Below are 23,332 nucleotides of genomic sequence, written 5' to 3'. Positions count from 1 at the left end.
TCATGGATGAACAGGTGTTCGAGACTCCCGTATCCGCGGCCCTCCCCGAGCCGCCCCCACCCCGCCGCCGAACCCCCCGACCGCCCACGGCCCCGCCTCACCACCGCCCGCGGGCCGCTGCTGGTGCCCGGATCCGGTCTGCGCAGTCCCGCTTGAGCGGTGTGCCGCCCGTCGTGGGGCGCCTGCTTTTGTCCCGTCGCCTGCGGGCCGCTGTCGGTGTCTGGGCCCGGTCTGCGCGGTCCCGCTTGCGTGGCGTGCTGCCGGTCGTGGGTCGTCTGCTTCTGTTCCACCGCCCGCAGGCTGCCATCGGCGCCCATACTCGGCCTGCGCGGTTCCGCTTGGGCGGTGTGCCGCCCATCCTGAGGCGCCTGCTTTCGTTCCACCACCCGCAGGTCGCCATCGGCGCTCGGGCCCGGCCTGTGCGGTCCCGCTTGAGCGGTGTGCCGCCCGTCGTGGGGCGTCTGCTCTTGTCTCGCCGCTGGCGGGTTGCCGTCGGCGCTCGGGCCCGGTCTGCGCGGTCCCGCTTGCGTGGCGTGCTGCCGGTCGTGGGTCGTCTGCTTCTGTTCCACCGACCGAGGACCGCTGTCGGCGGGGCGCGGGCTCCGGGGGTGGTCCCGGAGCCCCGGCACCGCGGCGGGTCAGACGCCCAGGGCGTCGAACAGGTGGAGCCACAGCTCGCTCCGCGTGGGGAACGCCGGGACCGCGTGCCGCAGCCTGCGCAGCGGCACCTCCCCGACGATCGCGATCGTCGCCGCCTGGAGCATCTCGGCGACGCCCGTCCCCGTGATGGTGGCGCCCACCAGCACCCCCGCGTCCTCGTCGATGACGAACCGGGCCGTGCCCCGGGTGGCGCGGGTGAACGCCCCGCCCGCGTTGCCGTCCGTCGGCACGTCCACCACGCGCACCCGCAGGCCCGCCTCCCGCGCGCTCGCCGCCGTGTGCCCCACGGAGGCCACCTGCGGCTCGGTGAAGATCACCCGCGGCGCGCCGGGCCCGTCCGCCAGGTGCTCCACCGCGATGCCCGAGCCCAGGACGTCGGCGGCCGCGACCGCCGCCTGGTACTTGGCCATGTGCGTGAACAGGGCGCGCCCGTTGAGGTCGCCGATCACGTACAGCCAGTCCAGCCCGGGCACCCGCATCCGGTTGTCGACCTTGACGAAACCGTCGGTGTCCACACCCACCTCCGCCAGCCCCAGCTCGGCGCTCTGCGGCACCCGGCCGGCGGCCACCAGCACCTCGTCGGCGTGCAGCCGCGCGCCGTCGTCCAGGACCACGGTCACCTGCTCCCCGTCCCGGCGCACGGACACCGCCTGCCGCCCCACGCGCAGTTCCACGCCCTGCTCCGCCAGGGACTCGCCGACCTGCTCGCCGACGAACCCCTCCTCGCGGGGCAGCAGCCCGCGACCCCCGGCCACCAGGGTCACCGCGGCGCCCAGCGACCGGTACGCCTGGCTCATCTCGACGCCCACGACCCCGCCGCCGACCACGATCAGCGACCCCGGGACCGCCCGGGCGGTCGTGGCCTCCCGGTTGGTCCAGGGCCGGGCGTCGGCGAGCCCGTCGATCGGCGGCAGCGCCGCCCGGGTGCCCCCGGCCAGGATCACCGCGCGCCGGGCCCGCAGCACCGTGTCGCCGACCGCGACCCGCCGGTCGCCCACCAGCCGCCCCCGGCCGCGGAACAGCGTGATCCCGTGCTCCTCCAGCCACGGCAGCTGGCCGTCGTCGTGGAGTCCACCGTCCTCGCCGCGCCCGACGAGGTCGTCGCGGCGGCGCAGCACGGCGTCGACGTCCACCGGCCCGGTCACCGCCTCGGCCACCCCCGGCACCCTGCGCGCCTCGACCAGCAGCTCGCCCGGGCGCAGCAGCGCCTTGGACGGGATGCAGGCGTAGTAGGAGCATTCGCCGCCGACCTTGTCGGCCTCCACGATCGCGACGCTCAGCCCGGCGTCGGCGAGCCGCCCGGCGGCGACCTCCCCGCCGGGCCCCGCGCCCACTACCACCGCGTCGAATTCGGTCTCTTTGACGTCCGTAGCGTTCATGAAGCCCATCATCGCCCCGAACGCGGCCCGCCGGTGGCCGGGAACCGCCGTGCCGCGGTGAGCGGAGCCGTCTCGCGCGGCCCCGTCCCCGGTCGGGGCCGCCCTGGAGCCAGAGAATGGAGGAGGACCTCGCGGCCCCGGCGGGCGGACCGTGCGGCAGGCGACGCCGCCGACCGCCGGTGCGGTTCCGGCGGGAGATCGTGTTCACGGCCCCGAAGACGCCCCGGTCGGCGATGTCCCGCCGGAGTCGGCCCACGAGACCGCGTCGGTGCCCGCCTCGGACGACCGGTTCCTCGTGCGGTACGCCGACGGCCCGTCCCGGCTCCCGGCGACGTCTACCCGCTGCCCACTCGCCGCCCACCGGCGAGAGCTACGTGCACCACGGCATGCGCGCGACCCCCAAGGCGCCCTGACACGAAGCGGCGATACGTCGACGTGCCCGGCGCTCCGGCGGCGGCCGCCCGGTGCGCGCCGGCCCGGGAGGCTGTGCCGTGCCCGCTGCGTCGTGTCCGTTGCCGCTCACCCCCGGCCGCGGAACGACCGCAGGAAGTGCGTCACCAGCCGCTGGGCCGACCGGCCGGCCCGTTCCGGGTCCGGTTCGGCGGCCGCGGCCGCCGCCAGGGCGGAGGTGGCCAGCCGCAGGTCCTGGGCGGTGATCTCCGCCGAGACCAGACCGCCCTCCTGGGCGCCCGCCAGGAGCCGGTGCAGTTCGCGGTGGACGTGCTCGTCGAGGGCGCGCGCCCGCTCGGGGAAGCGCTCCCGGTGGTCCGGCGCGCACACGCGCGTGGCGACCGCCTCCGCTGCGACGAGCCGCAGGGCGCGCTCCAGCGCCAGGTCGGCGGGGACCGTGCGGGCCAGTTCCGCGAAGCGCTCCGTCAGTTCCCCCGCGGCGTGTTCGGCCAGGTCCTCCACGAGCGCGTCCCGGCCGGGAAAGCGCCGGTGGGCGGTGGCGGCCGAGACGCCGGCGCGGCGGGCGACGTTGTGCACGGTCGCCTCCAGGCCGCGGTCGCGGAAGACCTCCCGGGCGGCCCGCAGCACGTTGAGCCGGTTGCGCCGGGCGTCCCGCCTCAGCTCCCCGGGCCCGCCGCCCTCGGAGCGGATCTGCGTGTTCTCGTCCACTTCTCGTCTCACTTCCGCGCTGTCGGGATGGGCGGCCGCCGGGCCCCGGTTGCCCACGTCGGCACCGGCCGCCACCGGTGAGAACCCACAGACGAGGCGGGGGCTTCCCCGCACGAGGAGGAACCATGCGCGCAGTCCGCTATGACCGCTACGGGGGACCCGAGGTCCTGGCCGTCGTCGACGGGCTCCCCACGCCGCCGGTGGGCGCCGCCGACGTGCGGGTGGAGGTGGCCGCCGCCGCGGTCGGCGGTGGTGAGGCCTCCATCCGCGCGGGGCGGCTGCGCCGTGTGCTGCGCCAGCGCCTCCCGGCCGGGACCGGTGTCGACTTCGTCGGCACCGTCGTGCAGGCGGGACCGGCCGTCACCCGCGCGAGCGTCGGCGACGCGGTGTGGGGGTTGATGCCGCACGGCACCTTCGGATCACTCGCGGAGTCGGTCGTCGTGCCCCAGGAGCGCATCGCCGCGGCACCGCGCTCGGTCCCGCCCCACGAGGCCGCCGCGCTGCCGTCCTCGGGCACGACGGCCCTGCACGCCCTGACCCGCCGGGTGGGCCTGGAGCCCGGGCGGCGGCTGCTGGTGCGCGGGGCGGCCGGGGGAGTGGGGGTGGTCGCCGTGCAGCTCGGCGCCGCCCTGGGCGCGCACGTCACCGCGCTGGCCGGGGCCGCCCACCTCGCCTGGCTGGGCGGGCTGGGCGCCGCCGAGGCCTTCGACCACCGCGGGACGGAACTGCGGGAGCTGGGGCGGTTCGACGTGATCCTCGACCTGGTCGGCACACGGCTGCCCGAGCTGCGCGGACACCTCGTCCGCGGGGGCACGCTGCTGTCGCTCGCCCTCGACCCGCGGCGGCCGATCCGGTCGGCCCTGCGGACGGCGGCGGGCACCCTGGACCGGCGCACGCGGATCGCCGCGTTCAGCAACGACCCCTCTCTGCGGGAGCTGGAGGAGCTCGCCGCGCTGGTGGACGAGGGCACCGTCGCACCGGTGGTCGCCGCCGTGCTGGAGATGGACGACATCGTCCAGGCGCACCGCATGGTCGAACGCGGCGGGGTGCGGGGGAAGATCGTCCTCACGCCCTGACCTGCCGGCCGGATGCGCGGGACCGACGGGGTGGGGCCGGCGCGGTGAGGGCACCCGGGGCGGCCTCGCGCAGGGCGGGTGAAATCTACCTCATAAAGGCAGATGTCCTTTTTATCCTTCCCCGAAGGTGGCGCCACCCCTCAGAGAAGGACCCCTCGCCGACCCGAACCCAAAGCCCGCAACCCCGCCGCCGCGTAGGGGGCGACGGCCTCGCCCGCCCGGTCGCGGCCCGCGCCCGCCGCTCCCTGCCGGGCGCGGTACTCGATGCCCTGGGCGATGACCGCCAGTTTCAGGTGGGCCAGGCCCAGGTGGAACTCCCAGTGCTCCAGGTCCCGGCCCGACGCGCGGGCGTACATCTGCGCCAGCGCGTCGGCGCCGGGCAGGCGCTCGCTGTTCCACGCCGCGGGCTCGCCCAGGACCAGGTCCAGCCCCGGCGTTCGGTACACGCACATCATCGCCGCGTCCGCCAGGGGGTCGCCCAGGGTGGACAGCTCCCAGTCCACCACCGCGCGCACCCGGGCGGGGTCGCCGTGGTCGAGCATGACGTTGTCGATGCGGTAGTCGCCGTGCACGATCGCGTGCGCAGAGGAGGCCGGGACCGACGCCGCCAGCAGCCCGTGCAGCCGGTCCAGGTCGGGCAGGTCCGTGGTGCGGACCCGCCGCCACTGGCGGCCCCACAGGTCCACCTGGCGGCGCAGGTACCCGTCCGGCCGCCCGGCCAGGCCGGTGGCCCGGTGGTCGACGGCGTGCAGCGCGGCCAGCACCCGCACCAGCGCCTCGGCGCAGTCGGCGACCGCGCGGTCGTCCCAGTCCGCCAGCTGGTCGCGGGTGCGCACCACCCGCGCGTCCACGTACTCCACCAGGGAGAACGGCGCGCCCAGGACGGCCGGGTCCTCGCACAGGGCGACGGCCCCGGCCACCGGCACGCCCGTGCCGCGCAGCGCGGCCACGGTCCGGTACTCGCGCCCCATGTCGTGCGCGGAGGGGGTCAGCCCGGCGGTCGGCGGGCGGCGCAGCACCCAGCGGGGGCCGGACGCGTCGTCGATCCGGTAGGTCAGGTTGGACTTGCCGCCGGAGACCGGCACGGCGCGCAGCGGCCCGGGGACGCCCAGGAAGGCGGCGAGGGCGCCGGTGTCCAGGGCCGGGGCGGTCACCGGGCCCCTTCCACGACGAGGGCTTCTTTCACGACGAGGGCCTCTTTCACGACGCGGGCGGCGATCGACCAGCGGTGCACCTCGGAGGGCCCGTCGTAGATCCGGAAGGGCCGCACCTCGCGCAGCAGCCGGGCCAGCGGCAGGTCGTCGCTGACGCCCAGGCCGCCGCAGAGCTGGACCGCCCGGTCCACCACCCGGTGGATCGCCTCGGCGGCGAAGGTCTTGGCGATGGAGGTGGAGGTGCGCGCGTCGGCCCCGGTGTCCAGCTCCCAGCAGGCCCGGACCAGCAGGGCGCGGGTGGCGGCCAGGTCGATCTCGTTGTCGGCGATGAGCTGGCGGGCCAGGCCCAGGTCGCCCAGGAGGGAGCCGAACAGCTCGCGGTCGGCGGCCCGGGCGGCGGCGATGTCCTGGGCGCGCTGCGCGCTGCCCAGCCAGCGCATCACGTGGGTCGTCCGGGCCGGGCCCAACCGCACCTGCGCGTTGCGGAAGCCCTGGTCGACCTCGCCCAGGACGTTCTCGTCGGGGACGAACAGGCCGTCGAGGGCGACCTCGCGGTGTCCGCCGAGCATGGAGGTGTCCATGGTGCGCACGTGGCGTCCCACGGTGAGTCCGGGGGCGTCGGCGGGGGAGAGGAACATGGTGGCGCCGCCGCGGTCGCCGGGGGAGCCGGAGGTGCGGGCCATGATGATGAGGAACCCGGCGCCGTCGGCCCCGGTGATGAAGGTCTTGCGGCCGTCGATGCGCCAGCCGCCGGGGACGCGGGTGGCGGTGGTGGCCAGGGCGGAGGGGTCGGAGCCCGCGCCGGGGGCGGGTTCGGTCATGGCGAACGCGGAGCGGACCCGGCCGCGGCAGAGCGGTTCGAGGAAGCGTTCGCGCTGGTCGGGGGTGGCGATGTGGTCCAGCAGGTGGACGTTGCCCTCGTCGGGGGCGGCGATGTTGAGGGCCAGGGGGCCGAACACGGAGTGTCCGGCGGCCTCGAACACGGGGGCGCGGTCGCGCATGTCCAGGCCGTGGCCGCCGTATTCGCGGGGTGCGTGCGGGGCGAAGACCCCGGCGGCGCGGGCCCGTTCCTGCATTCGTTCGCGCAGGGCCTCGCCGCCGCGGGCGATGTCGCCCTCGTGCTCCTCCTCCAGGGGGAGGATCTCGTCGCGGACGAAGGCCAGGGTGGCCCGGGTGAGGTCGGCCGCGGCGGGGGTGGGCTGAAGGTCGATCACGTGGAGCCTCCCTTACCACCGAGCGATCGCTCGGTCGGTGTTGGTGGGCACAGCGTGGCACGGCCCTCGCGGCGGTGTCAACGCGCGCCGACGGTGGCCCGGCACAGGGTGAGGTAGTGCTCCACGACCTCGTCGGGGGAGAGCTCGCCGTCGGGGCGGTACCAGGAGGCGACGGCGACGCACATGGTGGTCACGGCGCGGCCGGCGTCCTTGGGGTAGGGGGTGGCGAACACGCCCTGGCGCGCCCCGTCGCGCACGGCGTCGTCGACCATGCGCTGCTGTTCGTCGCGCAGGGCGATGTAGGCCTCGCGCACCTCGGGGTCCATGCCGCGGATCTCGGTGGAGGCGACGAAGGCCTGGTCGCGGCGGTGCATGTGGAAGCGCAGCAGGCATTCGACGAGGTTGTCGAACCGGCGTCCGGGGTCGTCCCCGGCCTCGGCGGCGGCCTGGCGGGTGTGGTCGAGGAGTTCGTGCATCACCGTCATCACCAGGCCTTCCAGGAGCGCCTGTTTGGACGGGTAGTGGTGGTACAGGCCGGGCACGGACAGGCCGGCCCGTTCGGCGATCCGCCGGATGGTGGTCCCGTGGTACCCCTGCTCGACGAAGCAGTGCAGGGCCGCCGCCAGGGGGGCGGACAGCCGCTGCTCGTCGAACGAACGCCAGGACTCCGTCACCGCGTTCCTCACTTCCTCGTGGTCCGTGGGCAGCACGTTATCGGTGTCGTGGCCGGGTCGGGCGGGCGCAGCCGGGGTGTTGACAGCGCCCGTGTGATCCACAACACTACAGGCGACCGAGCGATCGTTCGGTCGGTACCCCGGACGTCGACGTTCCCGCAGAGAGAAGGGCCGCGACATGCCATCCGACCTCCCCCGGACCCCCGACACCCTCCCCGGGGCCTGGCGTCGCCGCGTCGAGGCCTCGCCCGACGCCCCCGCCATCGCCTACTTCGACCGGGTGCTCACCGCCCGCGAGGCCGACGACCTCTCCGACGCCATCGCCTGCGCCCTCGCCGAACGCGGGGTCGGCCGCGGCGACCGCGTGGGCGTGCGCCTGCAGAACATCCCGCAGTACGCGCTCACCCTGCTCGCCCTGTGGAAGCTCGGCGCCGCGGCACTGCCCGTCAACCCCATGTACCGGGGCGAGGAGCTGCGCCGCCTGGTCGACGACGCCGCGCCCGTCGGCATCGTCTGCGCCGACACCGACCACCCCGAGGTGCGCGCGACCCTGGCCGGGAGCCCGGTGCGCTGGGTGCTGGGCACCAGCGACCGCGACCTCCAGGGGCGCGACGACCCGCGGGTGCTGACCGCGGAGCGGGCCGCCCCCTCGCCCGACGGCGACCTGCTGGCGCTGGCCCGCGAGCACGCCGGGCGGCGGCCGCCCCGGGCCGCGGTCGATCCCGGCGACACCGCCCTGCTCACCTACACCTCCGGCACCACCGGGCCGCCCAAGGGCGCGATGAACACCCACGCCAACCTCCTGGCCGTCACCTCCACCTTCGGCCGCCACGTCGACCTGCGCCCCGGCGACGCGGTGCTGGCCCTGGCGCCCCTGTTCCACATCACCGGCGCGGTCATCAACGCCGCCCTGGCCCTGGTCCACGACACCCTGCTGGTCTTCGCCCACCGCTTCCGGGCCGACGTCGTCCTGGAGGCGCTGGTCGAGCACCGCGTCACCTTCACCATCGGGTCGATCACCGCGTTCAACGCCCTGTACGACCACCCCGCCGCCGGTGCCGGACACTTCCGCGGTGTGCGCGCCCTCTACTCCGGGGGCGCGCCCATCCCGCCCTCCACCGTCGAGCGCTTCCGGGAGCGGTTCGGGGTGTACATCCACAACGCCTACGGCATGACCGAGACCAGCTCGGGCGTCATCGCGGTCCCGCTCGGCGGCGAGGCGCCGGTGGACCCGGCGAGCGGATCGCTGTCCATCGGCCGCCCGCTGCCCGGCGTCACCGCGCGCGCCGTGGACCCCGACGGGAACCCGGTCGCGCCGGGGGAGCAGGGCGAGCTGGAGATATCCGGCCCGTCCGTGGTCCCCGGCTACCGGGACCGGCCGCGGGCCACCGCAGCCGCCTTCCCGGGCGGTCGGCTGCGCACCGGCGACGTCGCCGTCATCGACGGCGACGGGTGGGTGTACCTGGTGGACCGGCTCAAGGACCAGATCAACGTGTCCGGCTACAAGGTGTGGCCGCGCGAGGTCGAGGACGTCCTGCACCGCCACCCCGCCGTGTTCGAGGCCGCCGTGGTCGGCCGCCCCGACCCCTACCGGGGCGAGTCCGTCGTCGCCTACGTCTCCCTGGCCTCCGGGGCGCGGGCGACCGGCGAGGAGCTGGCCGGGTTCGCCCGCGAGCACCTGGCCGCCTACAAGCGGCCCCGCGAGGTCCACATCGTCGACACCCTGCCCAAGACGCCCACCGGCAAGATCCGCCGGCGGGCGCTGCGGGACACCCTTGTTCCCTCCACCCCCTCGGTTCCCACCACCCCCTCAGGAGGCGGCGCATGAGCGTCACCGTCCCGGCGCCCGGCGCCGTGTCCCTGCGTTCCAAGAAGAAGTCCCTGCTGGCCAGCACGGTCGGCAACGTGCTGGAGTGGTACGAGTGGAGCGCGTACGCGGTCTTCGCCCCGTTCATCGCCGTGGTGATGTTCGACCAGGGCGATCCGCTGTCGGCTCTGCTGTCCACCCTGGCGGTGTTCGCCGTCGGGTTCCTGATGCGGCCGCTGGGCGGCATCGTGTTCGGCCGGATCGCCGACCGGCGTGGCCGTAAGTTCGTGCTGGTCACGACGATGCTGATGATGGCGGCGGGCAGCCTGGTCATCGGGTTGATGCCCACCTACGCCGTGATCGGGGCGTGGGCGTCCCTGGTGCTGCTGTCCGCGCGGGTGCTCCAGGGGTTCGCGCACGGCGGCGAGTCGGCCACCGCCTACTCCTACGTGGGCGAGATCGCCCCGCCGCACCGGCGCGGCATGTGGGGCAGTGTCGCGTTCATCGCGATCTTCGGCGGTTCGGTCATCGCCTACACCCTGGGCGGTGTGCTCACCTCGACGCTGTCGGAGTCGGCGGTGGGGGAGTGGGGCTGGCGGGTGCCGTTCCTGCTGGGCGCGCTGCTGGCGCTGGTCGCGCTGTACCTGCGGCGGGACATGGACGAGAGCGATGTGTTCGAGGCCGACCGGGCCCGCGACGCGGAGGAAGCCGGAGAAGGGGGCGCGGCCCCGTCGCCCGCGCGGATGTCGCGGGCGGGTGTGGTGCGCGCGGTGCTGGTGATGATCGCCATGGTCTCGGGCATCACCGCCGCCCACTACACGTGGACCTCCTACGTCTCCACCTACGCCATCACCCAGCAGGGCATGGACCCGGGCACCGCCTACTGGATGTCGGTGGCCGCGCAGGTCATCGCGCTGGTGTCGCTGCCGTTCTGGGGGCTGCTGTCGGACCGGATCGGGCGGCGGCCGATGCTGCTGTTCTTCGCGGTGCTGATGTTCGCCCTCCAGTACCCGCTCACCCGGATGATCACGGACGAGGGGTGGACGCTGCTGGTGGCGACCTCGGTGGCGCTGCTGGTGGTGTCGGCCCCGGCGGCGATCCTCTCGGCGATCCTGTCGGAGAGCTTCCCGACGCGGGTGCGCACGCAGGGGATCGGGTTCGCGTACTCGCTGTCGGTGGCGGTGTTCGGCGGGACGGCGCCCTACCTCAACCAGCTGTTCGGGAACCTGGGGGCGGGCTGGGTGTTCGGTGTGTACATCATGGCGCTGTGCGCGCTGACCGGCCTGTCGTGCCTGTTCATCCGCGAGACCAGGGGCATGGAGCTCACCCGGGAGTGAACCCCGGGCCCGGCCGGGCGCCGGTGCGGCCCGCCCCCGGCCGGGGGCGGGCCGCCGCGCTGTCAGGAGGCGCGCCAGCGCAGCAGTTCCAGGGCCACCGCCACGTCCACCGGGTTCTGTGCCAGCGGCCGGGGCAGCAGCTCGTCGGCCCGGGCCAGCCGCCGCACCACCGTGTTGCGGTGGGTGTAGCAGCGCTCGGCGGTGCGGGTCGTGTTGCCCAGGGCGTGCACGTACGCCAGGACCGTCTCGCGCAGGGCCGGGTCGGCGGCGGCCAGGTCGCCCAGCGTGTCCTGGAGGAAGTCCCCCACCTGCGGCGCGGCGTCGGCCAGCAGCGCCGCGAGCCGGATGTCCCCGTAGCGGACGCACCGCCGCCCGGGGGAGGCGGCGAGCATCCGCTGGGCCGCGGCCGCGTCGAAGTGGCTGCGGCGGAACCCGTCCACGCCGCTCCCGGGGCGCCCCACCGCCACGCGGGCGTCCGGGTGGGCGGCCAGCGCCTCCTCCAGCTCCTCCTGTGCGGGGGCGGCGGCGACCGGGAGCCACACCCACAGGGCGGTGGCCCCGGCGATGACGGTGAGCCGGTGGGCGGCCCCCGCGGCGCGGGCCAGGTCCTCGGCGGCCGCCTCCAGCCGGCCGCTCGCGTCGCCCCACAGGACGGCGGCGGTGTGCGGGCCGGACAGGGGGTGGCGCAGCCGCTGCTCGGCGCGGGCGCGGCCGATGGGGGCGCCCTCCAGCAGGAGGGTGACGGCGGCGCGGCGTTCGGCGTGGCTGCCGCGGGTGAGCTCGACGCGTTCGGTGCGCATGCGTTCGGACAGGGCGCTGATGGTGTCGTCGACGAAGGTGTTGATGGACAGCGAGGACACGTCCAGCAGTTCGCGCAGCTCGGCCGGGTCGGCGGTCAGCTCGAAGCAGATGTCCATCCAGCGGCGCCAGGCGATGTTCTGCCCGTTGCGGAAGGCGTCCAGGGCGCCCTCGTCCAGGCCGCGCCGGACCAGGTCGCGGGAGGCGTCCAGCAGTTCGGGGCGCAGGTCGACGGGTACCCTTTCGCCGGGGCGGGACAGGTTGGCGGCGACCCAGTGGCGCAGGTTGGCCAGGTTGGCCAGGTTGGCGCCGCGGATCTGCGCGGCCAGCACCGGGTCCTCGGCGACGGGCCGCATCCGCTCCCCGCTCAGGGAGGCGGCGTGCAGGCCCTCCACCCAGTCCTCGGGCGGGTCCAGGGCGAGTTCGGCGCCGCGCCGGAACAGCTCCAGGACGCGGGGTGAGAGGGTCGGCCAGGGCGGGGTGTCCGCAGCGTTGTGCACCACGAGACCCAGGATCGTGGTGCACGGTGCGCTGGCACAACATGGCCCGGATCACACAGGGTGGTAGCGGCGCGCCGAACGGAGGAGAGCGGTACATGACCAGTGGGCCCAGTGGGCGGGCAGAGGTGGAGCACCTGGACGTGCTCGTCGTCGGTGCGGGCATCTCCGGGATCGGCGCCGCGCGGTACCTGAAGGAGCACCACCCCGGCAAGCGGTTCGCGATCCTGGAGGCCCGGGCGGCCTCCGGCGGCACCTGGGACCTGTTCCGGTACCCGGGCATCCGCTCGGACTCGGACCTGCACACCTTCGGCTACGAGTTCAAGCCGTGGCGGGACCGGCAGGCCATCGCCGACGCCGACCGCATCCTGGCGTACCTGCGGGAGACCGTGGAGGAGAACGGCCTGGGGTCGCACATCCGCTACCACCACCGGATGCTGGCCGCCGAGTGGTCGAGCGAGCGGGCGCGGTGGCTGGTGGAGGTGGAGCGCGCCGACACCGGCGAGCGGGTGCGGTTGAGCGCCGGGTGGCTGTTCAGCGCCTGCGGCTACTACCGCTACGACGAGGGTTTCACCCCGCACTTCGAGGGGCGCGAGCGGTTCGCGGGCACGGTCGTGCACCCCCAGCACTGGCCGCGGGACCTGGACTACACGGGCAGGAGGGTCGTGGTGATCGGCAGCGGGGCCACCGCGGTCACGCTGGTCCCGGCGATGGCGGAACAGGCCGGGCACGTCACGATGGTGCAGCGCACCCCCACCTACGTGATGCCGGTGCCGCGCGGGGACGCGCTGGCCGACCGGCTGCGCAAGGTGTTCGGGGACGAGCTCGGGTACCGGATGGCCCGGCGCAAGAACATCTGGAAGGGCGCCGCGGTGTGGGGGTTCTGCCGGCGCTTCCCCAAGACGGCGCGCAGGCTCATCCGCCGGGTGACGGCCGCGCAGCTGCCCGCCGGGTATCCGGTGGACGAGCACTTCAACCCGCCCTACGACCCCTGGGACCAGCGGCTGTGCGCGGCGCCCGACGGCGACTTCTTCCGGGCGATCCGGTCGGGGAGGGCGTCGGTGGTGACCGACCGGATCGTGTCGTTCACCGAGAAGGGGCTGCTGCTGGAGTCGGGGCGGGAGGTGGAGGCGGACGTCATCGTCACCGCCACCGGTCTGAACCTGCAGGCGTTCGGCGGTGTGGAGCTGGTGGTGGACGGTGCGCCGGTGCGCCTGGCCGACACGGTGGCCTACAAGGGGGTGATGCTGTCGGGGGTGCCCAACCTGGCGTTCGCGATCGGGTACACCAACGCGTCGTGGACGCTCAAGATCGGCCTGCTGTGCGAGCACTTCTGCCGTTTGCTGGAGCACATGGACGCCCGCGGGTACGACATCTGTGTCCCCGAGCCCTCGGATCCGGGGATGCCCACGCGGCCGCTGCTGGACTTCGCGGCCGGGTACGTGCGGCGGTCGGTGGCGGAGCTGCCCCGCCAGGGGGACCGCAGCCCGTGGCTGACCTCGATGAGCTACACCTCCGACGTGGCGCTGCTGCGGGCGGACCGGGTGGTCGACCCCGAGCTGCGCTTCGCGAAGGCGGCCGCGCCGGTGCGGGCCCGGGAACAGGCGCCGACGCAGGCGCCGACGCGGACGCAGGCGTCGGCATGACGGGGCCGGACCGGTTCGTGGACCTGCCGGAGGGCCCGCGGATCTGCTACCGGGTGGAGGGCCCCGACGACGGGGTCCCGGTGCTGCTCATCGCGGGCCTGGGCCTGGACCTGACGTCGTGGCCGCGGCGGATGGTCGAGGGCCTCCTCGACCGGGGTGCGCGGGTGGTCGTGTTCGACAACCGCGACGCGGGGTGCTCCACGCGGGTGCGGGCGCCCTCGCCGTCCCCGCTGCACAGCGTGCTGGGCCGGCCGGGCCCGGACTCCTACGACCTGGGCGACATGGCGACCGACACCGTGGGGCTGCTGGATCACCTGGGCATCGAACGCGCCCACGTGGTGGGGATGTCGATGGGCGGCATGATCGGGCAGACCCTGGCGGCCCGCCACCCGGACCGGGCGGCGACGCTCACGTCGATCTTCTCCACCACGGGTCGGCGGCGGGTGGGCCGGGTGGCGTGGTCGAGCCTGGTGCGCATGGGCGGGCCTCCCGCGCGCACGGTCGAGGAGTCCGTGCGCAGGCACCTGGCGTTCCTGCGGCACATCGGGTCGGCGGTGTTCCCGCCGGACCGGGACGAGGAGGTCGCGTGGGCGACCGGGCTGTGGGAGCGGGCCGGGGGTGTGCGGGCCCGCAGCGGGGTGCCGCGGCAGATCGGCGCCATCCACGCCTCGGGCGACCGGACCCGGGAGCTGGCGCGGATCGGCGCCCCCACGCTCGTGGTGCACGGGGACGTGGACCTGATGGTGCACCCCAGCGGCGGGCGGGCGACCGCGCGGGCGGTGCCGGGGGCCCGGTTCGTGGAGATCGAGGGGATGGCGCACCACCTGGCCCCGGGGGTGGTGGACCGGCTCGCCGGGCTGATCGGCGACCACACGGCCCGGGTACGGATCTGAGGCGGGAGGTCGGCAGGGCGATGGGACGGTAGGGCGGCAGGACGGTAGGGCGGGCGCGGTTCCGGCGGTAGGCCGGGGCCGCGCTTCGGTGTTCCCGGGGTGGTGGTTCGTCCGGGTTCGGTGCGGTCTATACTCATCAAAACGAAAACCGTTTTCATTATCGACCTGGTCGGAGTGCATCCCGCTCCGAACCGGCGCGTCCCGCCCCCGCACCGCCTTCGCACCGTCCCCGCGGTGCGCCCCGGCCCCCGAGAGGAATCCCCCGACCCATGAGCCCGCGCAGCCCGCACCGTGCCGGGCTCCCGGCACCCCCGCCCCGGGCCGCCCGACCCGAGCGGGGACGCCGCGGGTTCCCCGCCGTCCTCCTCCTGGCGGTCGCGCTCATCGCCGTGATCCTGGCCTCGGCCGCCACCGGGGCGGTCGACCTCACCCCGCCGGACGCCGCCAGACTGCTGCTGGGACACCTCGTCCCGGGCATGCCCTGGATGACCGACGGCACCTACACCGTCCTCCAGGACCAGGCGGTGTGGGGATTCCGGCTCCCCCGGGCCCTGCTCGCCGCCCTGGCCGGGGCGTCCCTGGCCCTGGCCGGCGCGCTCATGCAGGCCGTCGTGCACAACCCGCTCGCCGAGCCCTACATCCTCGGCGTCTCCTCCGGGGCGGGCGTGGGCGCGGTCCTGGTCGTGGTGGGCGGCGCGGCCGGCGGGCTCTCGCTCTCGACGGCGGCGTTCGCCGGGGCCGCCGCGGCCACCGCCGCCGTCTACCTCATGGCCCGCAGGAACGGCCGCATCGCCCCCCAACGGCTCATCCTCGCCGGGGTCGCGCTCGGCGCCCTGTTCAGCGCCGTCACCAGCTACCTCACCCTGACCACCGAGGCGCAGAACGTCTTCAGCGTCATGTTCTTCCTGCTCGGCTCGGTGTCGGCCGCCACCATGGGCTCGCTGCTCGCCCCCGCCCTGGCGCTGCTGGTGGCCCTGGTCGTCGTCGGCGCCCACGTGCGCGGCATCAACGCCCTGCTCGCGGGCGACGAGGCCGCCGCCTCCCTGGGCGTGTCCGTGGACCGGCTGCGCACCGTCCTGCTGCTGGTCTCCGCCCTGCTGGTGGGCGCCGTCGTCTCGGTGAGCGGCAGCATCGGCTTCGTCGGCCTGATCATCCCGCACATCGCGCGCATCCTCGTGGGCACCGACCACCGCGTCATGCTCCCGGTGAGCGTGCTGGGCGGGGCCGTGTTCCTGGCCGGGGCCGACCTGCTGGCCCGCACCGTCGCCGCCCCCGTGGAGATCCCCCTGGGCATCCTCACCGCCGTGGTCGGCGCCCCCTTCTTCCTGTGGCTGCTGCGGCGCGACCGCGCCTCGACCGTGGGGATGGACCGGTGAGGGTCGAACTGGAGGGCGTCTCGGTGGCGCTCGGGGGCCGCACCGTCGTCCACGATGTCTCCCTCGAAGCCGCCCCCGGGACGGTCCTGGGCGTCCTGGGCACCAACGGCAGCGGCAAGTCCACCCTGCTGCGCACCGTGTGCCGGGTGCTGCGCCCCGCCGCCGGGCGCGTGCTGCTCGACGGCGACGACGTCCGCGACCTGCGCCCGCGCGAGGCCGCCCGCCGCGTCGCCGCGGTCGCCCAGGACTCCCACGAGGACTTCGGGATCACCGTCCTGGAATCGGTGCTGCTGGGCCGTACCCCGCACCGCCGCGGATTCTCCCCCGACAGCGCCGAGGACCTGGACATCGCCCGGGAGGCGATGGACCGGGTGGGCGTGCTCGGCCTGGCCCGGCGCCGGGTCGCGGAACTGTCCGGGGGCGAGCGCCAGCGGGTCCTGCTGGCCCAGGCGATCACCCAGCGGTCCCGGGTGCTCGTGCTGGACGAGCCCACCAACCACCTGGACATCGCCCACCGGCTCGAACTCATGGACCTCATCGGCGAACTCGGGCTGACCACCCTCATCGCCCTGCACGACCTCGACCTGGCCCTGGCCCACTGCGACCGGGTCGCCCTGCTCGTCGCGGGCCGGCTGGAGCGGACCGGCACCCCCGCCGAGGTCCTCACCCCGAACGTCCTGCGCGACCGCTTCCGCGTCGACGCCGACCTCATAGACGGCCGCGACCGCCCGCACCTGCTCCTGCACGGTGTGGCCCGAACCGACACCCCCCGCACCACCCCGACGGAAGGAACACGATGACCCGCCCGACCGCCCACCGCGCCCTGCTCCCCCTGGCCGGCGCCCTCACCCTGGCGCTGAGCGCCTGCGGCACCTCGGTGGCGCCCGCACCCGCCGCGGAGGGGGACACCGCCCAGGGGTACCCGGTCACCGTCGAGAACTGCGGGCGGGAGCTGACGTTCCAGGCCCCGCCCGCGAGCGTCGTCGGCCTGAGCCCCTCCCAGACCGAGCTCCTCGTCGAGCTGGGGCTGGCGGACCGCCTCGTCGGCCAGGCCCAGGTCGCCCACCACGAACTCGACGCCGACATCACCGCGCAGATCACCGACGTGCCCGTACTCAGCGAGGAGGCCCCGCCCGCCCGGGAGGACCTGCTCAACGCCGCCCCCGACTTCGTCTACTCGCCCACCGGCTACGAGTTCACCGCCGAGCAGGGCTTCGCGAGCATCGACCAGCTCGCCGACGCCGGGGCCCAGGCCTACACCGCGACCGGCGGCTGCTTCGACCGCCGGGCGGTCGGCACGGTCGAGGACCTGTTCACCGACATCGCGGACCTGGGCCTGATCTTCTCCGTCCCCGAACGCGCCGAGGAGCTCTCCGACCAGGGCCGCGAACGCCTGGACGCGGTCGCCACCGCCATCGAGGGGGCCGAGCGGCCCAGCGTCGCCCAGCTCTACGTCGAGGGCTCCACGCTCTCCGCGATCGGCGGCGGCGTGGAGTACGACATCATCGACCGCGCCGGCGGCGACAACGCCTTCGACCGCGACGAGCCCGCCTTCGCCGACTTCTTCGCCGCCGTCGTCACGCCGGAGGAGATCACCTCGCGCGACCCCGACGTCATCGTGTTCTCCGTCCAGGACGCCGGGCACGAGGCCGCCACCCGCGCCTACCTGGCCGAGACCTTCCCCGACGTGGCCGCGGTCGCCCAGGACCGGCTCGTCGCGGTGCCGAACTCGGACCTGTTCCCCGGCACCCTGGGCAACATCGACGCCGTCGAGCGGATCGCCGCCGAACTGCACCCCGACCTGTTCTGACCGGCCGCGGCCCCGGCCGCACGTGTCCCCCACCCCCTGACGAGAGGCCCCGCGATGTACCTGAACCGAGGGATCCGGCCCTTCCTGGCCCCCGTGCGAGGCGGGGTCGCCGCCACCGCGGCCGCCGCGGTGGCCGCCGCCGGGTTCTCCGTCGGGGTCGCCTTCGGCCTGGCCGCCGTGACCGGCGCCCTGCTGCGCTGGGAGGAGGGCGGGGCGTCGGCGGTGGCGGGCGCCCTGGCCGCCACCGCCGCCTGCGCCGCCGGGCGCGGGGTGTGCCTGTGGGTCCGCGACCAGGTGGCGACCGCCACCGCGGCGCGGGTCAAGCGGGCGGTGCGGGCCCGGGTGGTGGAGAAGATCTACGAGCTGGGCCCGGGCCACGCCTGGCCGCGGGGGCGCGGCGGGGTGCAGCCGACCGCCGTGGACGGGGTGGAGCACCTCCAGGGCTACATCGGGTTCTACCTGCCCCAGCTGCTGGTGTCGTGGGCGGTCCCGGCCGTGCTGCTCGCCGTGCTCGCCGCGGTGTCGTGGCCGGTGGCGGCCGTGGTGCTGGTGTGCGTGCTCACGGTCCCCCTCGCCCAGCGCCTGTGGCGGCTGGTCCTGCGGGACCGGGCCCGCGACCACTGGGAGCGGTTCGAGGCGTTCGCCGAGCGGGTCGGCGACACCGTCCGCGGCCTGCCGACCCTGGTGGCGCTGGGCGCCGCCGACCGGCGGCGCGCGCACCTGGCCGGTGCCGCCGAGGAGCTGCGGGCGGCCACGACCGCGAACATGCGGGCCTCGCTGGGGGTGTCGGCGGTGATGAACGCGGCGATGTCGGTCGGGACGGCCGGGGCCACGCTCACGGCGGCCCTGGAGGCCTCGCGCGGCGCCCTGCCCCTGGAGTCGGTGCTGCTGGTGCTGTTCCTGTCCGCCGAGTGCTTCCGCCCCCAGCAGGAGCTGAGCGGGTACTGGCACGAGGGGTTCTACGGCATCGCCGCGGCCGGTGCGATCACCCGGCTGCTGGAGACCGGACCCGCCGTCCGGGAGCGGCCCGGAGCGGCCCCGGTGCGGTGGGCGGGGCCGCCCGACGTGGTCGTCGAGAACGTGGACTTCACCTTCCCCGGCGCGGCGGAGCCCGCCCTGCGCGGGGTGTCGTTCGCCGTCCCGGCCGGGACGGCGCTCGCCGTCGTGGGCGCCTCGGGGGCGGGCAAGACGACCCTGGGGCGGCTGCTGCTGCGCGACATGGACCCCGACTCCGGGCGGATCCTGCTCCAGGGCAGCGACCTGGCCGACCTGTCGCTGACCGGGCTGCGCCGCGCCACGGCCCGGGTCGCCCAGGACGTGGTGCTGCTGTCGGGGACGGTTCGGGAGAACATCGCCCTGGCCGCGGGCCCGCCCGGGCCGGAGAACGACGCCCGGGTCGCCGCCGCGGTCCGGCGGGCACGGGTGGACGACGTGGCCGGACAGCTGGACGCCGGGCTGGACTCGGCGGTCGGTGAGGGCGGACGCCTGCTCTCGGGCGGGCAGCGCCAGCGGGTCGCCCTGGCCCGGGCCCTGGCCGCCGACGCCCGGCTGCTGCTCCTGGACGAGGCCACCAGCGCGCTGGACGCGGAGAACGAGGCGCTCATCACCGAGTTCCTGCGCACCGGGCGCGGGGAGCGCACCATGGTCGTCATCGCGCACCGGCTCTCCACCGTCGCGCACGCCGACCTGGTACTGGTCCTGGACCGGGGGCGGGTGGCGGAGTTCGGGCCGCCGGGGGAGCTGGCCCGGCGCGGAGGGCACTGGGCGCGGCTGGTGGAGGCCCAGCGGGCCGGCACGGCGGGTGTGCGATGACCGCCCGGACGAGAGTGGCCCCGCCGGCGGCCGGGCTCGCCACCTGGCCCGGGATGTGGGCGGCCCTGGCCGGGTACCGGGGCCTCTACCTGCTCGCGGTCGCGTTCAACACCCTGGCCCTGTGGGCCCAGGCGGGCGCCGCCCTGGGCGGGGTGTGGGCCGTCGTCACGGTCCTGGACGGCGGCGGGCCCGCGGACCTGGCGGCACCGGCGGCCCTCACCCTGGCGGCCGTGGCCGTCCGGGCGGCGGCCTCCTGGCTGGAGACCTGGCTCTCCCACGACCTGAGCTTCCGGGTGCTGGCCCGGGTGCGGCTGTGGGTGTACGACGCGCTGGCCCGGCTCGCCCCCGCCGGGCTCTCGCGCCGCCGCTCCGGAGACCTGCTCACCTCCGCGCTGTCCGACGCCGAGGCGCTGGAGATCTTCTACGCGCACTCCTCGATCTACACGCTCAGCGCTTGGGCGGCCACCCCGCTGCTGTGGGGCGCCCTGGCCGCGGTGAGCCCGCCGGCCGCCCTGGCCACCGCCCCCGTCCTGGTCCTGTCGGTGGCCCTCACCCTCCTCGCCCGGCGGTGGGCGCGCCCCCAGGGGCGGCGCATCCGCACCGCCCTGGCCGACCTGGGCGGGGAGATCGCCGAGAACGCCGGGGCCGTCCGCGAGATCGTCGGCCACGGGCTGGTGTCCCACCGGGCCGAGCGGCTGGCGGCCCTGGACGAGCGGCTGCTCGCCGCCCAGTTCCGCAACGCCCGCCGCTCGGGGGCCGAGACCGCGGTGCTGGGCGCCGTCGCCCTGCTGGCGGCGGTGGCCACCGCCGCGGCCGCCGCCTGGCAGCTGGAGGGCGGCACGCTCGACCCCCGGGCGGTGCCCTTCGCGATCGTGCTCGCCACCATGGCGACCGCGCCGATCCTGCAGTGGGCGGCGATGACCCGCCACTACGGCACCACCGGTGAGGCCGCCGCGCGGATCGGGGCGCTGCTGACCGCCCGCCCGCCGGTCGCCGCCCACGGCGACCTGGCCGCACCCCCCGAGGAGGGCGGGGAGGTGCGGGCCGACGGGGTGGGCTTCGCGTGGAGCGAGGTCGACCCGCTGGCGTCGGAGCGGATGGCCGTGCGGGACCTGACCGTGCGCGTCCGGCCCGGGGAGCACATCGCGATCGCCGGGCGCTCGGGTTCGGGCAAGTCCACATTCGCGCAGGTCCTGGCCCGGTGCGTGGACCCCGGGGAGGGGAGCGTGCGGGCCGGCGGGGCGCCCCTGCCCCGCTACACCCGCAGGGCGCTGCCGGAGGTGGTGTCGCTGCTGCCCCAGGACGTGGCCCTGTTCCGGGAGACGGTGCGCGACAACCTGCTGCTGGCCACCGACGACGACCTCGACGACGCCGAACTGTGGCGGGTGCTGGAGGCGGCACGGGTGGACGGCGTGGTCCGGCGGCTGCCCGACGGCCTGGACACGGTCCTGGCCGACAACGGCCGCTCCCTGTCCGGGGGAGAGCGCCAACGCCTGGCCCTGGCCCGGACCCTGCTGAACCCGACGCGGGTGCTGATCCTGGACGAGGCCGTCAGCCAGCTGGACGCGGTCGGCGAACACGACGTCCGGGAGGCGATCGCCGCCGCCCGGGCGGGCCGCACCACCATCACCATCGCGCACCGGCTGACCACCCTGGTGCACGCCGAGCGGATCATCGTCCTGGACGCGGGTACGCCGGTGGGCGAGGGCACCCACGCCGACCTGCTCCGGGACTGCCCCGCCTACCGGCGCCTGGTCGCCCCCCAGATGGACGCCCTCGGCTGAGCGGCGCCCGCCCGGAAACGGTCCGGCGCCTTTTCCACAAGGGGCGTTCGGACCCCGTTGTCCGGGCGCTCTCCTCGGCGGGGTGTGAGGAACGGAACCCCGCCCGGGAACGCGGTGTGAGAACACGCGGGAAAGGCAAGGAATGGGGGAGCGGAACCGTCGGCACCCCCGCCGACAGGGCGGTTCCGCGGTGCCCGCCGCCTTCTCCGGCGCGGCGGGAACGACCGAAGGGAAGAAATGGAAGACCAGGGTCCGCAACCGTGTGTTCTCGAAATCGAAGACCTGACCGCGCGGAACACCGATTTCCGCACCGCCCTGTGGACGGGAGGGAACCTGCAGGTCACCGTCATGTCCGTCGAGCCCGGCGGTGACGTGGGGCTGGAGGTGCACCAGGACCGCGACCAGTTCCTGCGCATCGAGGCGGGCCAGGCCCGGGTGGAGATGGGCCCCACCCGCGACGACCTGGACTTCGTCCACAAGGCGGGCGACGGCTCCGCCGTCCTGGTCCCCGCCGGGACCTGGCACAACATCGTCAACGTGGGCGAGGTCCCGCTGAAGCTGTACTCGGTGTACGCCCCCGCCGAACACCCGCACGGCACCGTGCACCGCACCCCGCAGGACGATCCGCAGCACGCGGGGTAGTCCGCGGTGCGGTTCCGCGGTGGGGCCGGGCCGCGCACCGGCCCCCGCCGGCTGTCCACGCCCCCGCCGGGTGTTCGGGCCCCTGCCGGGCCGCTCAGGTCCGGCCGCCGTTGAGCAGGTACGGCACGAACGGCAGCACCGCGATCACCACGGGGGTCCGGAACGCACCGACGATCCCCGCCACCATGGCGCGGCGGGCGCCCTCCTCGGCGCGGTGCGACCCCGGCGCGTCCATGGGCGGGGGCGGCGCCGCGGCCTCCCGCACCGGCGGCTCCGCCCGGACCGTGAACCGGCCGTCCCGCTCCCCGGCCTCCAGCCGCCCGGCCAGGCGGGCGCGCTCGTCCAGGCCCACCAGCCCGTACCCCGGCGGCGCCGCCGGGGGAGTGCCGGGCAGGTCGTTGGCGACGGACACCACCAGCAGGTCGCCGTCCCGGTGCAGGCGGACGCGGACCGGGTGTCCCAGGGTGTGTTCGGCCGCGTTGGTCGGGCCCTTTTGGACCACCCGGCGGGCGGCGCGCTCCCCGGCCCGGGAGGGCGAACGCGGGGGTCGCCCACTCGGATGCCGTGACCATCCCGATGCCGCCGGCATCCACATGCCCACGACACTCAGATGTTGATATCATCCAAATGTTCTCATCATTCGAGTTGCTGTGAGGTGCGGACATGGCGTCCACCGCCCCGCCCGCCGTGGTGCTGTCCACCCTGCGCTGTATCGGGTTCAGCTCCGTGGAGACCGTCGCCGCCGTCACCGGCCTGGACCCCGGCGAGGCCGAGTCGGCCCTCATCGACCTGGCCGTCGCCGGGCTGGTGATCCGCCATGGCGGGCCCTTCGGCGGCTGGGGGCAGACCGAGGCCGGGCGGGAGGCCGACGCCCGCGCGCGGGCCGGGGAGCTGGACGACGCCGGGGCCCGCCCGGCCGTCACCGCCGCCTACGAACGGTTCATGGACCTCAACCCCGAGCTCCTCGACCTGTGCTCGGCCTGGCAGCTTCGCCGCCCCGGCGACCCGGACGCCGAGGCCCGCATCCGCGACCTGTTCGCCGACCTGGACCGGCGGGCGGCCCCGGTCTGCGACGCGCTCGCCGCCGCGCTGCCCCGGTTCGGCCGCTACCGGCCCGGCCTGGCCCGCGCCCTGGAGTACGCCGAGGCGGGGCGCACGGAGTACCTGACCGACCACCTGGCCTCCTACCACACGCTCTGGTTCCAGCTCCACGAGGACCTGCTCGCCACCCTGGGAATCCCCCGATGAGGTGGGTGCGGCCGCTGGACCCGGCCACGACCGAGGGCCCCGAGGGGATCGGCGGCAAGGCCCACGGGCTCATCACCCTGCAACGCCTGGGGCTGCCGGTACCGCCGGGGTTCGTGATCACCACGGCGGCCTGCCGGGACTTCCGCCGCCGGGGCCGCCTCCCCGACGGGCTGGAGGCGGAGATCGACACCGCCCTGGCCGCCCTGGAACGGGAGACCGGCCGCACCCTGGGCGGCGCCCCCGCCCTGACGGTGTCGGTGCGCTCGGGCGCCGCGGTGTCCATGCCCGGCATGATGACCACCGTCCTGGCCCTGGGCGCCCCCGCCGGGCCCCCGTCCGCCGACCTCCAACCCGACGACCCCCCGCCCCCTGCCGTCGACCCCGCCGCTGCGGGGCCCGGCGGCGA

At 75.5% G+C, this 23,332-nt stretch carries 20 protein-coding genes; 13 read left to right on the top strand and 7 right to left on the bottom strand.

Translation table 11 applies throughout. The features are described 5' to 3' along the window. Positions 1-638: 638 nt before the first annotated feature. Positions 639-2,039: a dihydrolipoyl dehydrogenase family protein gene (locus ACJOT3_RS14755; protein WP_406973006.1), complete on the bottom strand. Its 1,401-nt coding sequence runs from the start codon at positions 2,037-2,039 to the stop codon at positions 639-641. A 519-nt stretch (positions 2,040-2,558) separates the two neighbouring features. Then, entirely contained in the window at positions 2,559-3,170 is a 612-nt protein-coding gene (locus ACJOT3_RS14750) for a TetR/AcrR family transcriptional regulator (protein ID WP_406973004.1), read from the bottom strand. A gap of 113 nt (positions 3,171-3,283) precedes the next feature. On the opposite strand from ACJOT3_RS14750, the gene ACJOT3_RS14745 reads away from it, so the two are divergent. Further along, positions 3,284-4,234: an NADP-dependent oxidoreductase gene (locus ACJOT3_RS14745; RefSeq protein WP_406973002.1), complete on the top strand. Its 951-nt coding sequence runs from the start codon at positions 3,284-3,286 to the stop codon at positions 4,232-4,234. Between the two features lie 140 nt (positions 4,235-4,374). Here the strand turns inward: ACJOT3_RS14745 and ACJOT3_RS14740 are convergent, their stop codons facing one another. The 3 genes from ACJOT3_RS14740 to ACJOT3_RS14730 all read right to left on the bottom strand — a co-directional run bounded on the left by ACJOT3_RS14740 (position 4,375) and on the right by ACJOT3_RS14730 (position 7,276). Then, entirely contained in the window at positions 4,375-5,388 is a 1,014-nt protein-coding gene (locus tag ACJOT3_RS14740) for a phosphotransferase family protein (RefSeq protein ID WP_406973000.1), read from the bottom strand. After that, complete coding sequence (locus ACJOT3_RS14735; protein ID WP_406972998.1) at positions 5,385-6,602, bottom strand: acyl-CoA dehydrogenase family protein; 1,218 nt, start codon at positions 6,600-6,602, stop codon at positions 5,385-5,387. The genes ACJOT3_RS14740 and ACJOT3_RS14735 overlap by 4 nt, the downstream gene beginning before the upstream one ends. Before the next feature lie 77 nt (positions 6,603-6,679). Then, positions 6,680-7,276 (bottom strand): TetR/AcrR family transcriptional regulator, encoded by a 597-nt coding sequence (locus ACJOT3_RS14730; protein ID WP_406972996.1) that lies wholly within the window; start codon positions 7,274-7,276, stop codon positions 6,680-6,682. A 178-nt stretch (positions 7,277-7,454) separates the two neighbouring features. On the opposite strand from ACJOT3_RS14730, the gene ACJOT3_RS14725 reads away from it, so the two are divergent. Both ACJOT3_RS14725 and ACJOT3_RS14720 read left to right on the top strand, forming a co-directional pair. Next, positions 7,455-9,104, top strand: a complete 1,650-nt coding sequence (locus tag ACJOT3_RS14725; RefSeq protein WP_406972994.1) for a class I adenylate-forming enzyme family protein — start codon at positions 7,455-7,457, stop codon at positions 9,102-9,104. Further along, positions 9,101-10,420 (top strand): MFS transporter, encoded by a 1,320-nt coding sequence (locus ACJOT3_RS14720; protein WP_406972992.1) that lies wholly within the window; start codon positions 9,101-9,103, stop codon positions 10,418-10,420. Before ACJOT3_RS14725 ends, ACJOT3_RS14720 begins: the two co-directional genes overlap by 4 nt. Before the next feature lie 62 nt (positions 10,421-10,482). Here ACJOT3_RS14720 and ACJOT3_RS14715 read toward each other — a convergent pair whose 3' ends face one another. Beyond that, the gene (locus ACJOT3_RS14715; RefSeq protein ID WP_406972990.1) at positions 10,483-11,721 is read right to left on the bottom strand and encodes a PucR family transcriptional regulator; all 1,239 of its coding nucleotides are present in this window, start codon (positions 11,719-11,721) and stop codon (positions 10,483-10,485) included. Between the two features lie 92 nt (positions 11,722-11,813). On the opposite strand from ACJOT3_RS14715, the gene ACJOT3_RS14710 reads away from it, so the two are divergent. From ACJOT3_RS14710 to ACJOT3_RS14675, 8 genes are all read left to right on the top strand, one after another. Then, the gene (locus tag ACJOT3_RS14710) at positions 11,814-13,361 is read left to right on the top strand and encodes a flavin-containing monooxygenase (protein ID WP_406972988.1); all 1,548 of its coding nucleotides are present in this window, start codon (positions 11,814-11,816) and stop codon (positions 13,359-13,361) included. Then, positions 13,358-14,254, top strand: coding sequence for an alpha/beta fold hydrolase (locus ACJOT3_RS14705; protein ID WP_406972986.1), 897 nt, complete (start codon positions 13,358-13,360; stop codon positions 14,252-14,254). The genes ACJOT3_RS14710 and ACJOT3_RS14705 overlap by 4 nt, the downstream gene beginning before the upstream one ends. A 269-nt stretch (positions 14,255-14,523) precedes the next feature. Continuing rightward, complete coding sequence (locus ACJOT3_RS14700) at positions 14,524-15,630, top strand: FecCD family ABC transporter permease (RefSeq protein ID WP_406972984.1); 1,107 nt, start codon at positions 14,524-14,526, stop codon at positions 15,628-15,630. After that, a complete protein-coding gene (locus ACJOT3_RS14695) occupies positions 15,627-16,430 on the top strand; it encodes an ABC transporter ATP-binding protein (RefSeq protein ID WP_406972982.1) in 804 nt (267 codons plus the stop codon). The genes ACJOT3_RS14700 and ACJOT3_RS14695 overlap by 4 nt, the downstream gene beginning before the upstream one ends. After that, the gene (locus ACJOT3_RS14690; RefSeq protein ID WP_406972980.1) at positions 16,427-17,440 is read left to right on the top strand and encodes an ABC transporter substrate-binding protein; all 1,014 of its coding nucleotides are present in this window, start codon (positions 16,427-16,429) and stop codon (positions 17,438-17,440) included. Before ACJOT3_RS14695 ends, ACJOT3_RS14690 begins: the two co-directional genes overlap by 4 nt. A gap of 54 nt (positions 17,441-17,494) precedes the next feature. Next, positions 17,495-19,252 carry an ATP-binding cassette domain-containing protein gene (locus tag ACJOT3_RS14685; protein WP_406972978.1) on the top strand — a complete coding sequence of 586 codons (1,758 nt, stop codon included), beginning with the start codon at positions 17,495-17,497 and terminating at the stop codon, positions 19,250-19,252. Further along, the gene (locus ACJOT3_RS14680) at positions 19,249-21,036 is read left to right on the top strand and encodes an ABC transporter ATP-binding protein (protein WP_406972976.1); all 1,788 of its coding nucleotides are present in this window, start codon (positions 19,249-19,251) and stop codon (positions 21,034-21,036) included. The genes ACJOT3_RS14685 and ACJOT3_RS14680 overlap by 4 nt, the downstream gene beginning before the upstream one ends. 237 nt (positions 21,037-21,273) lie before the next feature. After that, positions 21,274-21,678 carry a cupin domain-containing protein gene (locus ACJOT3_RS14675; protein ID WP_406972974.1) on the top strand — a complete coding sequence of 135 codons (405 nt, stop codon included), beginning with the start codon at positions 21,274-21,276 and terminating at the stop codon, positions 21,676-21,678. Between the two features lie 94 nt (positions 21,679-21,772). On the opposite strand, the gene ACJOT3_RS14670 is transcribed toward ACJOT3_RS14675, so the two are convergent. Beyond that, a complete protein-coding gene (locus ACJOT3_RS14670; protein WP_406972972.1) occupies positions 21,773-22,180 on the bottom strand; it encodes an ATP-binding protein in 408 nt (135 codons plus the stop codon). 161 nt (positions 22,181-22,341) lie between these two features. Here ACJOT3_RS14670 and ACJOT3_RS14665 point away from each other — a divergent pair, with 161 nt between their 5' ends. Continuing rightward, positions 22,342-22,926, top strand: coding sequence for a transcriptional regulator (locus ACJOT3_RS14665; protein WP_406972970.1), 585 nt, complete (start codon positions 22,342-22,344; stop codon positions 22,924-22,926). Beyond that, positions 22,923-23,332 (top strand): PEP/pyruvate-binding domain-containing protein (locus tag ACJOT3_RS14660; protein ID WP_406972968.1); only part of this gene is annotated, 410 nt, incomplete at its 3' end. The genes ACJOT3_RS14665 and ACJOT3_RS14660, both read left to right, overlap by 4 nt.

The organism is Nocardiopsis protaetiae, from assembly GCF_045446735.1.
GTDB classification, from domain to species: domain Bacteria; phylum Actinomycetota; class Actinomycetes; order Streptosporangiales; family Streptosporangiaceae; genus Nocardiopsis; species Nocardiopsis protaetiae.
This window is presented reverse-complemented; position numbering and strand designations above follow the sequence as displayed.

Excerpts from the sequence above, each read along its gene's own strand:
- ACJOT3_RS14755 (WP_406973006.1), bottom strand. The coding sequence starts at position 2,039 with ATGAACGCTACGGACGTCAAAGAGACCGAATTCGACGCGGTGGTAGTG.
- ACJOT3_RS14690 (WP_406972980.1), top strand. The coding sequence starts at position 16,427 with ATGACCCGCCCGACCGCCCACCGCGCCCTGCTCCCCCTGGCCGGCGCC.
- ACJOT3_RS14745 (WP_406973002.1), top strand. The coding sequence starts at position 3,284 with ATGCGCGCAGTCCGCTATGACCGCTACGGGGGACCCGAGGTCCTGGCC.
- ACJOT3_RS14685 (WP_406972978.1), top strand. The coding sequence starts at position 17,495 with ATGTACCTGAACCGAGGGATCCGGCCCTTCCTGGCCCCCGTGCGAGGC.
- ACJOT3_RS14705 (WP_406972986.1), top strand. The coding sequence starts at position 13,358 with ATGACGGGGCCGGACCGGTTCGTGGACCTGCCGGAGGGCCCGCGGATC.
- ACJOT3_RS14720 (WP_406972992.1), top strand. The coding sequence starts at position 9,101 with ATGAGCGTCACCGTCCCGGCGCCCGGCGCCGTGTCCCTGCGTTCCAAG.
- ACJOT3_RS14675 (WP_406972974.1), top strand. The coding sequence starts at position 21,274 with ATGGAAGACCAGGGTCCGCAACCGTGTGTTCTCGAAATCGAAGACCTG.
- ACJOT3_RS14710 (WP_406972988.1), top strand. The coding sequence starts at position 11,814 with ATGACCAGTGGGCCCAGTGGGCGGGCAGAGGTGGAGCACCTGGACGTG.
- ACJOT3_RS14700 (WP_406972984.1), top strand. The coding sequence starts at position 14,524 with ATGAGCCCGCGCAGCCCGCACCGTGCCGGGCTCCCGGCACCCCCGCCC.
- ACJOT3_RS14725 (WP_406972994.1), top strand. The coding sequence starts at position 7,455 with ATGCCATCCGACCTCCCCCGGACCCCCGACACCCTCCCCGGGGCCTGG.
- ACJOT3_RS14680 (WP_406972976.1), top strand. The coding sequence starts at position 19,249 with ATGACCGCCCGGACGAGAGTGGCCCCGCCGGCGGCCGGGCTCGCCACC.
- ACJOT3_RS14665 (WP_406972970.1), top strand. The coding sequence starts at position 22,342 with ATGGCGTCCACCGCCCCGCCCGCCGTGGTGCTGTCCACCCTGCGCTGT.